Annotated in this window: 12 protein-coding genes; 8 read left to right on the top strand and 4 right to left on the bottom strand. The window is 69.9% G+C overall.

Features of this window, described 5'->3' with window-relative positions; translation table 11 throughout:
• Nucleotides 1-180 precede the first annotated feature (180 nt).
• Together HDC93_RS24005 and HDC93_RS24000 are read left to right on the top strand one after the other, a co-directional pair.
• Nucleotides 181-636: a hypothetical protein gene (locus HDC93_RS24005; protein WP_185012921.1), complete on the top strand. Its 456-nt coding sequence runs from the start codon at nt 181-183 to the stop codon at nt 634-636.
• Between the two features lie 241 nt (nt 637-877).
• Complete coding sequence (locus HDC93_RS24000) at nt 878-1,246, top strand: hypothetical protein (RefSeq protein WP_185012920.1); 369 nt, start codon at nt 878-880, stop codon at nt 1,244-1,246.
• A 198-nt stretch (nt 1,247-1,444) separates the two neighbouring features.
• Here HDC93_RS24000 and HDC93_RS23995 read toward each other — a convergent pair whose 3' ends face one another.
• Nucleotides 1,445-1,978, bottom strand: coding sequence for a potassium channel family protein (locus HDC93_RS23995; RefSeq protein WP_185012919.1), 534 nt, complete (start codon nt 1,976-1,978; stop codon nt 1,445-1,447).
• Nucleotides 1,968-3,308 carry a diacylglycerol kinase family protein gene (locus tag HDC93_RS23990; protein ID WP_185012918.1) on the bottom strand — a complete coding sequence of 447 codons (1,341 nt, stop codon included), beginning with the start codon at nt 3,306-3,308 and terminating at the stop codon, nt 1,968-1,970. The genes HDC93_RS23995 and HDC93_RS23990 overlap by 11 nt, the downstream gene beginning before the upstream one ends.
• Before the next feature lie 399 nt (nt 3,309-3,707).
• On the opposite strand from HDC93_RS23990, the gene HDC93_RS23985 reads away from it, so the two are divergent.
• Entirely contained in the window at nt 3,708-4,052 is a 345-nt protein-coding gene (locus HDC93_RS23985) for a carboxymuconolactone decarboxylase family protein (RefSeq protein ID WP_185012917.1), read from the top strand.
• Between the two features lie 100 nt (nt 4,053-4,152).
• Nucleotides 4,153-4,572, top strand: a complete 420-nt coding sequence (locus HDC93_RS23980) for an SHOCT domain-containing protein (protein WP_185012916.1) — start codon at nt 4,153-4,155, stop codon at nt 4,570-4,572.
• A gap of 26 nt (nt 4,573-4,598) precedes the next feature.
• On the opposite strand, the gene HDC93_RS23975 is transcribed toward HDC93_RS23980, so the two are convergent.
• Both HDC93_RS23975 and HDC93_RS23970 read right to left on the bottom strand, forming a co-directional pair.
• Nucleotides 4,599-5,951, bottom strand: coding sequence for a chloride channel protein (locus HDC93_RS23975; RefSeq protein ID WP_185012915.1), 1,353 nt, complete (start codon nt 5,949-5,951; stop codon nt 4,599-4,601).
• An 84-nt stretch (nt 5,952-6,035) separates the two neighbouring features.
• Nucleotides 6,036-6,317, bottom strand: coding sequence for a hypothetical protein (locus tag HDC93_RS23970; RefSeq protein WP_185012914.1), 282 nt, complete (start codon nt 6,315-6,317; stop codon nt 6,036-6,038).
• A gap of 295 nt (nt 6,318-6,612) precedes the next feature.
• Between HDC93_RS23970 and HDC93_RS23965 the strand changes: the two genes are divergently transcribed.
• The 4 genes from HDC93_RS23965 to HDC93_RS23950 all read left to right on the top strand — a co-directional run bounded on the left by HDC93_RS23965 (nt 6,613) and on the right by HDC93_RS23950 (nt 14,180).
• Nucleotides 6,613-8,031: a DUF2252 domain-containing protein gene (locus HDC93_RS23965; RefSeq protein WP_185012913.1), complete on the top strand. Its 1,419-nt coding sequence runs from the start codon at nt 6,613-6,615 to the stop codon at nt 8,029-8,031.
• A 268-nt stretch (nt 8,032-8,299) separates the two neighbouring features.
• Nucleotides 8,300-9,301: a TIGR00341 family protein gene (locus tag HDC93_RS23960; RefSeq protein ID WP_185012912.1), complete on the top strand. Its 1,002-nt coding sequence runs from the start codon at nt 8,300-8,302 to the stop codon at nt 9,299-9,301.
• A gap of 554 nt (nt 9,302-9,855) precedes the next feature.
• A complete protein-coding gene (locus HDC93_RS23955; RefSeq protein WP_185012911.1) occupies nt 9,856-11,040 on the top strand; it encodes a serine/threonine-protein kinase in 1,185 nt (394 codons plus the stop codon).
• Between the two features lie 104 nt (nt 11,041-11,144).
• Nucleotides 11,145-14,180, top strand: coding sequence for an SNF2-related protein (locus HDC93_RS23950; protein WP_185012910.1), 3,036 nt, complete (start codon nt 11,145-11,147; stop codon nt 14,178-14,180).

Here is a 14,180-nt window from a genome sequence, read left to right as displayed (position 1 = left end):
CATCGTCTTCGTCACCTTCGGAGGGCCCGACGACGCCTACCTGATCGGTGGCACCTCCGGACTCGACACGTACGCTCCCGGGCCGTACGGGTCGAAGTTCAACCCTCCGACCGGCCGTGAGATCTGGCGTCAGCCGCTGTGGAACATCAACACCAACGGCCAGTCAACCCGGCGCCGAGCATGGCCGTCCGCAAGGAAGGCGTCTACGCGGCGTTCGGCCCGCACGTCTACCGGCTCAGCCCCGCCTCCGGCGCGATCCTCGCCCATCAGGAAGTGACGATGCTCGACGGCCCGCAGAAGGACGCCAACTTCGACGGCTCCCACTTCCTGCCCGACGAAAAGGGTCATATCGTGCCCACGTCCCAGAACCGCGCGGCAGGCTGCGACACCTACGGCAACTACGCCCCGTCCTCGTGTCCGGGAGCGACCGAGGCCAATCCGAGAACCACTGCCGCCGTCCTCGACCCGAAGTCGCTGGACGTCGTCACCACGACCGAACTGAGCCAGGCGGTCGTGGCCCGCCCGATCGTGACGACCTGGCGGGACGGCATCTACGCCTGTCTCGACGGGACCGAGACCATCATCCGGCTCCGCATGGCGGATGGCCTGAACGTCGCGTCGAAGCCAGGGCCGTGAAGGTCATGGGTGGGTGAGTAGGCGGCTGTGATCTCGGCGGCGGCGTCCGGCCGCGCCGTGGAGCCGCCCGTCCGCAGCACCGGGGGCGGGCGCCGGGCGCATCGGGAGAATTTGTGCTCCTCGTTCGCCCCATCCGGGCGTTTAGTCGCGTAAGTGGCGCTCTGGGTGGCGGAGGCGGGCAGAGTGGAGGCCGTGGACGAGGTCTCGGTCGTCGAGGCTTCGCCGGACGTGAAGGAGCAGGATGCGAGGCTTGAAGGTTCTCGGGGCGGGCGCGCTGGCGGTGGCGCTGGTGTCGGGCGTGGGCTGGGCGGCGCAGGCGTCGGACAGCCAGACGGCTGCGAAGGGCGCGCAGGCGCCCCGGGCCGCTGCGGTCGACGGGTACCAGGTGGTGAAGCTGCCGAACGCGAACGTGCCGAACTTCCAGCGGCGGACGGTGTACTGCCCGGCGGGGAAGGTCGCCATCGGCGGAGGCGCGGAGGCCCAGGGCAGCGACGCCATCCTTGTCGGGTCGTTCCCGACGGACGACGGGCGGGGCTGGGTCGGCCTCGGACGTCAGAAGGCGTACAGCAGCGTGGGCATCTCGGTGTACGCGATCTGTGCGAACGCCTGACCTTCCTCACCGCCGCTGCGCCCTGCCCTCCCTGAGGGCAGGGCGCAGTGCCGTCCGGTGGGCTGCCGCCTTTCCGGCTGCGCAGTCGTTCCTGCGGCTGCGGCTGCGGCTGCGGCTGCGGCTGCGGCTGCGGCTGCGGTCCGTGGGAGAGGGACTGTCCGTGGTCCGGTGACGCTCGGGCGGACTGCGGCCGGAATCTCACGGGTCCTTCTTCCCCTGTCGTCGAAGTCCGGCCTGGATGGCACTGACGACCACCCGGATGGCCACGCCCGCGAGCAGGATTCCGCCGACCATCTGAATCATCGTCATGACGCGTGCGGTGGTGGAGCCGGCGGTGATGTCTCCGAAGCCGACGGTGCTGAACACGGTGAGCGTGAAATAGAGCGCGTCGGTACGGCTGAGGGGTTCGGAGAAGCTGCCGGCCGTGTCGTGTTCCAGGAGGAAATACGAGGTCGCGAAGAGCAGCGCGAACAAGGTGGCGACGGCGGCGAGTGACTCCACGGCGCGCAGTTGCGGGTGCGGGGAGCGGACGATGGCACGGACCTGCCAGAGGAAGAGCGCGGTCACCGCGAGCAGGCCGAGAACGAGACCAGCCGTCGTGCCCGCGGCCAGCGGTTGGTCCATGGGCAGCAGGTAGTAGGCGATGACCAGTCCGGTCGCCATGCCGGCGGACCGTGCCCCCGCCAGCACGGCCGCGCGGCGTCCGGGGCTCTTCGGGGTGTCAGTTGCCATGCCCAGCCGCCGTTCGCATGGTCGACCGTGCCAGTCTCCTCACCTGGCGCCAGTCCATCGGGGGCCTGACGCGCGGCACGCCGGGGCGGTCACGGGGGACACGGACGCGCAGGGCGCCCGGTTGTATGCGGCACCGGACCGGGGCCGGCAGTGTGAGAGCCTCGCCGTTCACGCCGGCGGGAATCGTGTCGGCGTCGGCATCGACCATCACCTCCCGCGCCATCAACTGGCTCAGGGAGCGGGCTCGGCGTCCGAGGAGCATGTCCGCCGCCTGGGCCGCGCTGTCGACCTGGGCGCCGATCACGCCGAGAACGCCGGAGTCCAGTCGCTCTCTGCGGCCCAGCCCTGCCGGGTCGTCCGTCCGGTACGGGTTGTTGCTGACCAGTACGGCCTGTGGCTGTTCGATGGTCGTGCCCTCGGCGGACACGGACAGCCGTGGGCCGTGCTGATGCGTCAGCAGGTCCGGGAGCATCTGCAAGGTGGTATGGACCTTGTCGTCGCGGTAGGCGGGGCTCTGTACGACGGCCGCGTAGGCTCCGAACGAGGCGTTGTTGACGAACACCCGGCCATTGACGGTGCCGAGGTCGACACGGCGTTCGACACCGTCGGTGAGCGCGTCGAGGCACCTCGACGGGTCGTCCCTGTCCAGCCCGAGGTCGAGTGCGAAGTGGTTCCGGGTCCCTGCGGAGATCACCAGGAAAGGCAGGTCACGCTCCGCCGCCACGGCCGCGACGAGGGCCTGTGTGCCGTCGCCACCGGCGACGCCGAGCAGGTCGGCGCCAGCATCCGCGGCCCGGCGGGCGAGTGCCGCGACATCCTGCTGGTGTGTCACATCCAGAACGGCGACCTCCGCACCGAGGGCCCGGGCCCTCTCCTGCAGGCGGAACCGTCCGACCTTGCCGCCACCCGACCGCGGGTTCATGATCAGATATGGTCTGCGCGGTGGCGCCACCGGCCGCTCCGGCAACCGCGCCCGGCTGTCGTCGAGCGCATCCGCCGGCGCGACCCGCCCGCAGTAGACAGCCAGCACCCACAGCGCGAGCGAAACGAGCACCGCCCACAGCAGCCCCGCTGCCACGTAGAGGGCGACGACAACGGCGGGGGCAGCCAGGGCCAGTAGCGCGGCCGCCACCCGGAGCGGACCGGTGTGTACCAGCGCCCACCACGCGCCTGCCGCCGTCAGAAACAGTCCGATGGTCCCCACGGCGAGCAGCAGCAGGCTTTCGAGTCCGGCGGACAGCAGGAGCACCAGCATTGCTCCGGTGCCCGAAGCCAGGGCCAGACGCGCGGTCCAGCGCAAAGCCGGAGAGGCTTGGGTAGCGGGCGGCATTCAGACCTCCTGCAGCTCCATGCACTGTGAACATGGAACGCGCTTCTCCCCGTCCGGGCATCACCCGCTCCGGGGGATCTCCGGGCGGGAGTCCCTGTGCGGGCCGGTCCGTCATGTGTTGCGTGCGGGCATTGATGCGCGTGAGCGAGGGCCGGTTCGGACGCTCAGCGGTCTGCCGGTCAGGCCTGAGTCCAGTGGCGGACGGTCGTGACGGCGCGACGGCCAGTGGCAGGTCCCGGGCATCGTCGCTGCTCTCCGGCTCCTCTCCCCTGCTTCCGGGGCGGCCGAGTGCCTCGGCACGGACGACTGGCCGTTCACCTCTTCCGGGTGAGGCCATCCCTGCCGAGCCGGGGTGTTCTGGGAGAAGCAGTCACACCGCTCAGGAAAAGGAGACCGACCATGGCGGACGGAAAGACAGGGGCAGAAGGCGTCACCGCCCTCGCGGAGGCCGACGCCCCCGTGTTCGAGACGCTCATCCAGATGAACCTCGACACGTTCGAGCGTTCCGGCCTGGACCAGGAGGCGTATCTGCTCGCGCGTATCGCCGCCCTGGTGGCGATGGACGCCTCCGCTCCCTCCTACCTCCTCAACATCGGCACCGCGGCGGAACTCGGCGTACCCCTGGAGAAGATCCAGGGGACGCTCGTGGCGATCGCCCCCGTGGTGGGCAGCGCCCGTGTGGTCTCCGCGGCCCGCAGTATCGGCGAGGCCTTCGGGCTCGAACTCAACGCCGAGGACGCGTAACACCCGCACGATCCGCGGCGGCGCGTGAGCCCTGCCTCCGGGCAGGACTCACAGCGCCGCGGCCACAGCCGACCGAAGCGACGACTCCCAAGGAGAACCGATGAACAGCGACGCGAACGTCCATCTGGCTTACGACTACCCCCTCCTGGGGGCCTTCTGGACGATCATGTGGATCTTCCTGTGGATCATATGGATCGTCCTGCTCTTCCGTGTCGTCGTCGACATCTTCCGCGACGACGAGCTGAGCGGATGGGGCAAGACGGGGTGGCTCGTCTTCACCATCGTTCTGCCGTTCCTGGGCGTCCTCGTCTACGTCCTCGCCCGGGGCAAGGGCATGGGCGCGCGCGAACGGGCCCACGCCAGAGCGCAGCAGGAGCAGATGGACCGCTACATCCGCGAGACGGCCGGCAGCACGGGCACCACCGGCACGGACGAACTCGCCAAGCTCTCCGAGATCAGGGCCCGGGGCGACATCACCGACGAGGAATTCCAGCGGGCCAAGGAGAAGATTCTCCACTGACCCGTGGACGCGGGCCGGTGCCCTGTTCAGGACCGCTTTCCGCCCGATGCCGCTGGTGCACTCGGCTCCGTAGCGGGGCGTGTGAGCCTCGCCGACACGACGTGCGAGACCACGACGGCGACGATCACGAGCGGCATGACGGTCAGCCCTTGTGCCCCGAGCAGCAAGGTGGCCAGCAGGACCGAGGTGAGCGGGAGTCTGAGCATGGCCGCGCACATCGCTCCGATGCCCATCGCGAACCCCGCGGCGAGTGTCAGTCCCGGCAGATGGGACAGGAGGATGCCACCGGCCGCTCCCACGAACATCGCGGGGAAGATCGGGCCTCCTCTGAAACCGCTGAGCGATGCGCAGTAGGCCAGGCCCTTGCACAGCACCAGCAACGCCAACGCTCCTGCCGTATACGTGGCGCTGTGGGTGAGGAGCGGATCCAGGGCGTTCTCGCCCGAATACAGCACGTCAGCAGCCGGTTTACCGGTCCCCTGCGCATATCCGATCGCCAGCCCCGCGACAACGAGGCCCAGCAGCACCGTGACCGGCACCCGTCGACCGTCGACGAGCGTTCTCAGCCGAGCGGCGAGCCACCGGATCGCAGCGCCCGCGCAGGCGGATGACAGTCCGATGACCAGCGCCCAGCCGAACTCGCCGACGGTGGGGCTCGTCGCCTCGGGTACGTCGTTCAGCGCCAGCGAGTAGGTGCCCAGCCCCGTCCAGGATCCCAAGCCGACGAAAATCAGGGCCCCGATGCCCGAGGCGAGCAGGCCGGGCACCAGGACCAGGCCCAGCATCGCCCCTCCCAGACCCGAGGCCTCCATCAGCAAGAACGCGGCGAGCAGTGGCGATCCCAGCAGGGCGCTGATGGCCGCGGAACTGCCCGCTGCGCCCATCACCGCCAGCGCCTGCTCCGGTGCGCCCCGCCTGACGAGTCGTACGGCGGCTGCGGCCAGCCCACTGCCCAGAGCGATCAGTGGCGCTTCCGGCCCGAGGACGGCTCCGAAGACGAGGGTCGCCAGGGCGGCGAACACGATGCCGGGAAGTTCGGTGAGTGTGGGAGGTCCTGCCGCGGAGAGCCCCGCGGTCGGCTCATGGCCTCCGCGCCCCGGCAGGTACTGGATGCTCAGTGCCGTGAGCAGTCCCGCAACGGCGAGCAGGGGCAGCGGCCACCACGGTGGTGTCTTGTCCAGCCCGAGTGCCTCGGGCAGATCCGTGTAGACCAGCGGCTGGAGTTCGCCGACCAGGGCGAGGAATCCGAAGGCCACCACGGATACCGGCACCCCGATGAGCGCGGCCATGACCAGAAGGGCCGCATAGGGGCGACTCCGCAGGATCGCCAGAGGATCAGGGGGCGACCCGTTGGCGAGTCCCTCCTTGGCGACTGGCATCCATCTGCTGCCTCTCTGCGAAGAAGGAGTCGAGCATGCACCGGTCGTTGCCGCCGGCCCCGCAGTCCGAGCGAAACGGCGTGGCTACCGGGAGGGGTTCGCGTTGTGGGCATCGGACGCGGAGTGCCAGGCCTGCAGCCCCGCCTGCGATGCCTCCTTGGCCTGCCGCCACTTCATCGCCGCCTGTTGGGCCGGGGGGACGTCCATGTCACGGACCAGGCGGCGCCCCGCCGAGAGCACGGCGAACGCCACGACGGTGATACCGGCACCCGTCACGAGGGCGCCGACTGCGGTGAGCATGGCGCCTGCCGTGACGAGCCGATGGTCGATCGGGATGGAGTGTCTGGGCCGATGGTGAGGGCTCATGCCTTCACCCTCCACTGGGTGGATCGACAGCGCATCCCGACCAGCACTCCACGGCGTCAGCAACACCCGGATGGCGGTCCCCATAGGGCCGTATCGCCGGGAGAGCCACACGGCGATACCCTTTTCGAGTACGGACCGAATTCGCGCACCGGTGTGGCATGTCATTTCCTGCTCTGGTGCGCGTGGGGCTGCACAGTCCCCTGGATATCTCAAGCGTCTCCAAAACACGATGAAATCGGCAGCATCGAGGGCGGCCCTCGATGCTGCCGCACATCTCCTCTGCGGAGCGTTCGCAATGGCCAAGAATTCTATGTCCGGCGACGAGACACGCCATCTCACCCCGGAGGAACGCGCTGCCCGTGGCAAGGACGCGAGATCCACCACCCCTCGGTCCAGCCACGCAGAGTTCAGGCCCCCGCCGAATCGCACGGACCCAGTGGAGACCATCGAAAAACAGTCCGCGACGCGGGTGCCGGAACTCGTGCCCATCCGCTACGGCAGGATGACTGAGTCGCCGTTCCGGTTCTACCGTGGGGCCGCGGCCATCATGGCCGCTGATCTTGCGGGGACACCGCGCAGCGGGATCAGGGTGCAGTGCTGCGGCGACGCGCACATGCTGAACTTCCGGCTGTTGGCATCGCCGGAACGCCGCTTGATGTTCGACATCAACGACTTCGACGAGACGCTGCCCGGCCCCTGGGAATGGGACGTCAAGCGGCTGGCGGCGAGCCTCGTCATCGCAGGCCGGGCGAACGGCTTCAACTCAAAGGAACGGGCGACAGTGGTGCGGGCGGCCGTACGGTCCTACCGCGAACGCATGCGGATGCTCGCCGGAATGGGCAACCTTGACGTCTGGTACACCCACTTCGACGCGGATGAGCTGCAGCAGCAGTTCGCCCCGACGGCAGACGCCAAAAGGCGCGACCGCTGGGAACGCACTCGCAAGCGGGCTCGGGCTCATGACACGCTGCAGGTTTTCGAGAAGCTGACACACGTGGTCGACGGAAGGCGTCAGATCGCTCCCGATCCACCGCTTTTGATACGGCTTGAGGATCTGCTGCCGAAAGTCGAACGCGACGCATTGAAGAAGGAGATCAGCCGGCTGGTGGAACGCTACGGCCAGAGTCTGCAGACGGACCGCAGGTTCCTCCTGGAGAGCTACCGCATTGCCGACGTGGCTCGCAAGGTGGTCGGCGTGGGCAGTGTGGGGACCCGCTGCTGGACCATTCTGCTGCTCGGCAAGGACGACGAGGACCCCCTGTTCCTTCAGGCAAAGGAAGCTGACGAGTCGGTTCTGGCGCCCTATGCCGGAGGCAGCGAGTTCACCACCCAGGGGGAGCGTGTCGTCGCGGGCCAGCGCCTCATGCAGGCCACCAGCGACATCTTTCTGGGATGGGAACGCGTTCTGGGCATCGACGGCAAGGAGCGGGACTTCTACGTACGCCAGCTGAGGGACTGGAAGGGAATCGCCGTGGCCGAGAGCCTGTCTCCGAAGGTGATGACTTTGTTCGGCCGGCTCTGCGGTGCCACACTGGCCCGCGCCCACGCCAGGTCCGGCGACAGAATCGCGATTGCCGCGTACCTCGGAGACGGTGACGTCTTCGACCGCTCACTGGCGACATTCGCCGAACTGTATGCGGACCAGAACGAGAAGGACCACCAGGCCCTCGTCGACGCCGTGAAAGCGGGGCGGGTAGAAGCCGAAGCGGCCTGAGGCAGGCGGGAACACGGCCGGCAAGAGCCCTCGGGATCTGCAGCGGGGCTGTCACGGGGCTGGCGGCGTGCGGCTGGTCGGGGCGGGGAGGCTTTACGGCATCTTGTGTGACCTTGCGTCATTGCCACTGGGGATCCGACGCCCATGGAGCCCGAAGGTCACAACCGTTCCCGCAAGCGATCAGTTGTTCCGCTCCTCCCCGGATTCGCACAGAGGCATGCCGGTGTCCTGACCGCCGAAATCATGCCGACTGTGGTTGTTTGGGTGCATGATCGGCAAAGTCCGTGCCCGTGTCCTGCCGGCCTCCCAGCGCCGCTCGCTGAACGAACTGGCCGAGGATCTGGACCTGTCCTCCGGTGACACCGCCTCCAAGCGCTCGGCCTTCTGGACCATGCTGACCCTGTCGTCGGTCATCGCGTCCGGCGGGGTGCTCACCGACTCCACGGCGACCGTGATCGGCGCGATGATCATCGCGCCGCTGTCCACGCCCATCATGGGCATCGCCCTCGGGTCGGTGCAGCGCCGCCGCACCGGATCGGCCGTGGTCGTTCTCCTCGCGTGCCTGCTGGTGATCGCGGTCGGGATGGTCATGTCGGTGGCTCTGCCCAGCGACTACGACCTGCTGTCCAACAGCCAGATCTCCTCGCGGACATCGCCGGGCCTGATGGACCTGATCGCCGCCCTGGCGACCGGATTCGCCGGCGCGGTGGCACTGGCCCGCCGGGACGTCGCCGCCGTGCTGCCCGGTGTCGCGATCGCCATCTCCCTCGTTCCACCCCTGGTGGTGGCCGGGGTGTGTCTGGGACAGCTGTCGGGATGGCTGGCGCTGGGTGCTCTGGTGCTGTTCGTGTCCAACCTCTTCGCCCTGGTCTTCGGGGGCATGGTGGTCTTCGCCTCCCTCGGCTACGGCACGGAGGCGGACAAGGCCGCCGGTCGGCCGGCCCGTAGCGCCTACGCCGCCATGGTCCTGCTGTTCGTCGTCGTGTTCGTTCCACTGACGGCCAACACCGTGGTCACATTCCTGCTCGATGCGTGGACCGGCAGGACCAAGGACGTGGCACAGCAGTGGCTCGCCGACGTGCCGGGCGCGTCCGTCACAAGCGTCGACGCGACCTCTCGGACGATGTACGTCCACGTCCGCACCCCCGGAGACCTCCCGCCGGTGCAGTCCCTGCTCGACCGGCTCGAAGGGCAGATCCCGGACGGCATCCCCGTCGTGGTGGACACAGCACGTGGTGAGCGTATCGACGCGGGAGTGGTCGGCGACTGAGCGCCGGCGGGATGTGCAGCGTGGCGTCGCGTGTGGTCGGCGACTGAGCGCAGCCGGGATGTGCAGCGTGGCGTCGCGTGACGACCTGATGGCGGCACCGGCGCCGCATGGGGCGGGCCAGTTGCGCTTGCCCTCCTCCGAAGGCTCTTTCCTGAGGGCACAGGCCACGTATCCCCGCCTGCTGACCGCTGCCGACGCCCGCGTGTCCAAACGGCCACCGGGGAACGGAACGGCATGGGCTCCGCACCCAACGCGCCCGCCCGGCCACGGCCCGGCCGCGCGTCATGCCTGTCTCACGTGCTGGATGAGGTGCTGGAACGTGGTCCAGGCCTGGTCATCGGTTCCGTCACCCAGGTGGTGATGAAGGGCGGGTCGCACCGCGGAGCGGTTCACGGTAGTCGACCCGATGTCAGGGGACTCGGCGTCGGCGTGGCTTGGAATGGCCTGCAAACACGCGGGCCAGGGCGGGCTTGAGCCTCATGCATAGACTGATTCCGGTCCAGGACGACTCATGTCCGGAGCGGCGCACACAGACCACAGGGGGGCGTAGCACCGTGGAACCACTGAGGGACGAGGACCCGAAGGAGATCGGGGGCTTCGCCCTCGTCCGCCGAATCGGATCCGGCGGCATGGGGCAGGTGTTTCTCGGCGAGTCCGCGGCCGGGCATCAGGCTGCCGTGAAGGTCATCAAGCCCTCCGTCCTCGACGAGGACACCCGCGCCCGCTTCCTGTCCGAAGTGGACAGCCTGCGCACGGTGTACGGGCCGTTCGTCGCGGCCTTCGTCGGGGCCGACGCGGACGCCGACCAGCCGTGGCTCGCGGTGGAGTACGTTCCCGGACCTGATCTGCGTACCTTCGTCGCCGAGCATGGCCCGCTCCCGCTTGCCGAGACGGCCAGCCTCGGGGCGCTGCTGGCGGAGGGTCTCGGCACGGTGCACGACGCGGGGCTGCTCCACCGTGATCTGAAGCCCCAGAACATCCTGCTGTCCCCTTACGGCCCCAAGGTGATCGACTTCGGTCTCGCCGTGCTCGCGGAGCGCCGCACCACCCTGACGGCGACCGGGTTCGTCGTCGGCAGCGTGCTGTGCATGCCGCCGGAGCAGGCCCGGGGCGAGCACCGGCTGGACCGGCCGGCCGACGTCTACGCGCTGGGGGCGGTGCTGTTGTTCGCCGCGACCGGGCACTACCCCTACGAGGGACCGACCTGGCAGGCCATCGCGCTGAAGATCGAGGACCCGGGCACTCCTCCCGACCTGACGGACCTGCCGGCGGAGCTCGAGCCCCTGGTCACGGACATGCTCGCACGTGACCCCGGTGCCCGGCCGGCTCTGCCCGAGGTCATCGGGCGTCTGGTGCGCGTCATCCACGAGCAGGGCCTGACCGCCCTCCAGGCCAAGCGCCGCCTCACCGACCTGACGCCCGAGATCGTCGTGCCCCAGCTCCCCGCACCGGTCCGCGCCCCCGCGCCCGGAGCCGGTGTTCCTCCTTACACGCCGGCCGCCGCCGATCCGGCGGCGGTGGAGGACGATGAGCGGGCGGGCGGGGCCGAACGGCACGACCTCGACGGCGAGCCCGGCGAGGAACAGCGGAGCGCCGGTCCCTCCGCCCCCCGGGGTGTCGTCCTCGGACGGGACAAAACCCCGCCCGGAAGCGGCAGGGCCACCGGTGTCCGCCCCTCCGCGCCCCCGCGCATCGCCGAACGGATCCGTGCCGCCTATGCCCGCGAGGCGCGCTTCTGAGCTGCTCGGGTTCGCTTGCGGAAGCCCGCACGGCCCCCTCGGCCCGCGTGACAGACTTGCGTTTCGCAGGACCGCGCGACGAACGGAAGCTTAAGGGGCCGCAGGTGACCGACCAGGGGGCGACGCAGGACGGGACCCGGTTCCCGCCGGGGGCGCAGATCCTCGTACGGGACGAGGAGTGGCTGGTCCGCACCACCACCACGACCGACCACGACGGGGAGCGGATCGAAGCGGTCGGCGTCTCCGAGTTCGTCCGGGACGAGGAGGCCGTCTTCTTCAGCGGCATCGACCGCGTGGAGCTGCTCGACCCGGAGAAGACCCGCCTGGTCCCCGACACCTCCTCCTACTTCCGGCGCAGCCGCCTGTTCCTCGAAGCCGTCCTGCGCAAGACGCCGCTGCCCCAGTCGGAGCGGGGCCTCGCCCTCGCCGACCGCTTCCTGCTGGACCCGCTCGTCTACCAGCAGCGCCCCGCCGAGCTCGCCCTGTCCATGCGCAACCTCCGCCCGCGGGTGCTGATCGCCGACGTCGTGGGTCTCGGCAAGACGCTGGAGATCGGCCTGACCCTCGCGGAGCTGATCCGCCGCGGCCGCGGCGAGCGCATCCTGGTCGTGACACCGCAGAGCATCCTGGAGCAGTTCCAGCACGAACTGTGGACCCGTTTCTCGATCCCCCTGGTGCGGCTCGACTCCCTGGGCATCCAGCGCATCCAGCGCGAGATCCCGGCGGGCCGGAACCCGTTCACGCACTACAAGCGCGTGATCATCTCCGTGGACACGCTCAAGAACATCGGTCAGTACCGGCACCACCTGGAGCGCATCCGCTGGGACGCCGTCGTCATCGACGAGTCCCACAACCTGATCAACCCCGGCAGCCAGCGCCGCGCCCTCGCCGAGATCCTCGCCCCGCGCACGGACGCCCTGCTGCTCGCCAGCGCCACCCCCCACAACGGTGACAAGCGGTCCTTCGCCGACCTGATCTCACTGCTGGACCCGGCCGCCATCGCCGACCGCGACCACTACGACCCGGCGCAGGACCTCGGCCACCTCTACATCCGGCGGACCAAGATCAGCCCCGAGGTGCGCGACGAGATGGGCACGGAATGGCCCGACCGCGGCCCCACCGTCTCCCTGCACTGCGCCGCCACCGAGGCGGAGGAGCGGATCTTCGCCGAGCTGGCCGAGTACTGGCTTCCCGCCGCGCCGACGAGTACTCAGTTCGGGACGGCCGACCAGGACCGTATGTCGGTCGCCACCGAGCAGCTCTTCGCCTACCAGCTGCTCAAGACGTTCCTCTCCTCCCACGTCGCCCTCGGGGAGACGGTCGACAAGCGTCTCGCCACCCTCGGTGACCGGGTCGGCAGGGCCGAGGAGAAGGGGCTGCGGCCCGACCCGGCCATCGCCCCGGAGCAGGCGGCCCTGACCCGGCTGCGGGACATCGTCGCCGGCATGGGCGACGGCACCGCCCCCGGTGACTCCGCGAAACTCGACGCGCTCGTCGAGCAGTTGAAGGAGATCGGCGTCGGTCCCCGGTCCACCACCCGGGCCGTGGTCTTCTCCGAACGCGTCCGCACGCTCACCTGGCTGGCCGAGGTCGTCCCCGCCCGTCTGGGCTTCCCGGTGGCGGCCGACGGCACGGCGAAGGCCGTCACCGTCATGCACGGCGGGCTCAGCGACGACGAACAGGCCAAGGTCCTGGAGGCGTTCGGCCTCGCCGACAACCCGGTCCGGCTGCTGTTCACCGGGGACGTGGCCTCCGAGGGCGTCAACCTGCACCGCCAGTGTCACCACCTGATCCACTACGACATCCCGTGGTCGCTGATCCGCATCGAGCAGCGCAACGGCCGTATCGACCGGTACGGGCAGAAGCACGAGCCCCAGTTCCGGGCGCTGATCCTGACCTCGGCCGTCCCCGGAGCCAAGGACGACCGCACGGTCGCCGAGAAGCTGCTCCGCCGCGAGGAGGAGGCGCACAAGCTGGACGGCACGGCCGAGGCCGTGTCCGGTCTCTACCGGGCCGAGGAGGAGGAGCGCCGGCTCATCAAGGAGCTGGTCCGGGGCGGCACGGTCGAGGACTTCCTGGAGGCGGGCCCGGCCGACGACACCGCCCTCGCCGACCTGTTCGGCCAGGTGGACACGATCACCGAGCAGGAGCTGCCCGCCCGCGCCGAGCTGATCTCGCTCTTCGAGGGCGACACGGCCGCCTTCGTCGACACCGCCCTCGACGTGGTCTACGAGGAGCGCGCCGAGGACCTGGTCGGCCTGTCGTCCGGCACCGACGCCAAGGGCGGCGCCTACTTCTCGCTCTCCCCGGCCAAGGCCCCCGACCTGCTCCACCGCCTCAAGGCCCTGCCGCCCTCCTATCTGAAGGAGCAGCGGGTCGCCGAGCGGATGCTGGTCACCTTCGACCGTACCCTCGCGCAGCGCAAGCTCACCGAGGCCAGGGACAGCAGCACCACCATGTGGCCGGAGGTCTCCTTCCTCACCGACATCCACCCGGTGGTGGAGTGGCTGACGGACAAGGTCCTCGTCGAGTTCGGTCCCCAGGAGGCCCCGGTCATCACCACCCCGCACGTCGACGGGCCGGTGTTCCTCGTCCAGGGCATCCACTCCAACGCCCTCGGCCGCCCCACGGTGGTGCGCTGGATGGCCGTGACCGGGCTCGGTGCCGACGACGGCGCCGGGACGCCGGAGGTACGTCCCATGGCGGACGCGCTGCGTGACGCGAAGGTCGGCCCGCGGCTCGCCCGCACCGGCGGCCCGCGCGACCTGGACCGGCTCCAGGCCCTCGTCCCGGCCGCCGTCGCCGCCGCCCGCGCCCACCTGGAGGCGGGCAGGGCCCAGTGGGAGGAGCGGATCAGCGAGCCGCTGGCCGCCTACCGCGACCATGTGGCCCAGTGGCGCACCGAATCCCTGCTGCCCGGCATCACCGGCCGCCGGGAACGCCTCGTCGAGGAGACCGCCGACGAACTGGCCCGGCTGCTGGACCAGTTGCACACCACCGGCCGCCCCCTGCTCCGCGTCCTGGCCGTCCTCGACCGCCCCGGTGACCCGGACGCCCCCGGCGCCGACGAGGACGACGACTCCTCGGGCGGGCCCTTCGCACCCGACGCCCACCCGTCCGACGCCCAGGCGGAGAACTGA

Origin of the sequence: Streptomyces sp. AK010, from assembly GCF_014207295.1 — a bacterium.
Taxonomy (GTDB): Bacteria; Actinomycetota; Actinomycetes; order Streptomycetales; family Streptomycetaceae; genus Streptomyces; species Streptomyces massasporeus.
The sequence above is the reverse complement of the archived record's forward strand: the minus strand, read 5'-3'. Positions and strand labels throughout refer to the sequence as shown.

Bases quoted from the DNA above. Each gene is read 5' to 3' on its own strand.
- HDC93_RS24005 (WP_185012921.1), top strand. From the start codon at position 181: ATGGCCGTCCGCAAGGAAGGCGTCTACGCGGCGTTCGGCCCGCACGTC.
- HDC93_RS24000 (WP_185012920.1), top strand. From the start codon at position 878: ATGCGAGGCTTGAAGGTTCTCGGGGCGGGCGCGCTGGCGGTGGCGCTG.
- HDC93_RS23995 (WP_185012919.1), bottom strand. From the start codon at position 1,978: ATGGCAACTGACACCCCGAAGAGCCCCGGACGCCGCGCGGCCGTGCTG.
- HDC93_RS23990 (WP_185012918.1), bottom strand. From the start codon at position 3,308: ATGCCGCCCGCTACCCAAGCCTCTCCGGCTTTGCGCTGGACCGCGCGT.
- HDC93_RS23985 (WP_185012917.1), top strand. From the start codon at position 3,708: ATGGCGGACGGAAAGACAGGGGCAGAAGGCGTCACCGCCCTCGCGGAG.
- HDC93_RS23980 (WP_185012916.1), top strand. From the start codon at position 4,153: ATGAACAGCGACGCGAACGTCCATCTGGCTTACGACTACCCCCTCCTG.
- HDC93_RS23975 (WP_185012915.1), bottom strand. From the start codon at position 5,951: ATGCCAGTCGCCAAGGAGGGACTCGCCAACGGGTCGCCCCCTGATCCT.
- HDC93_RS23970 (WP_185012914.1), bottom strand. From the start codon at position 6,317: ATGAGCCCTCACCATCGGCCCAGACACTCCATCCCGATCGACCATCGG.
- HDC93_RS23965 (WP_185012913.1), top strand. From the start codon at position 6,613: ATGGCCAAGAATTCTATGTCCGGCGACGAGACACGCCATCTCACCCCG.
- HDC93_RS23960 (WP_185012912.1), top strand. From the start codon at position 8,300: ATGATCGGCAAAGTCCGTGCCCGTGTCCTGCCGGCCTCCCAGCGCCGC.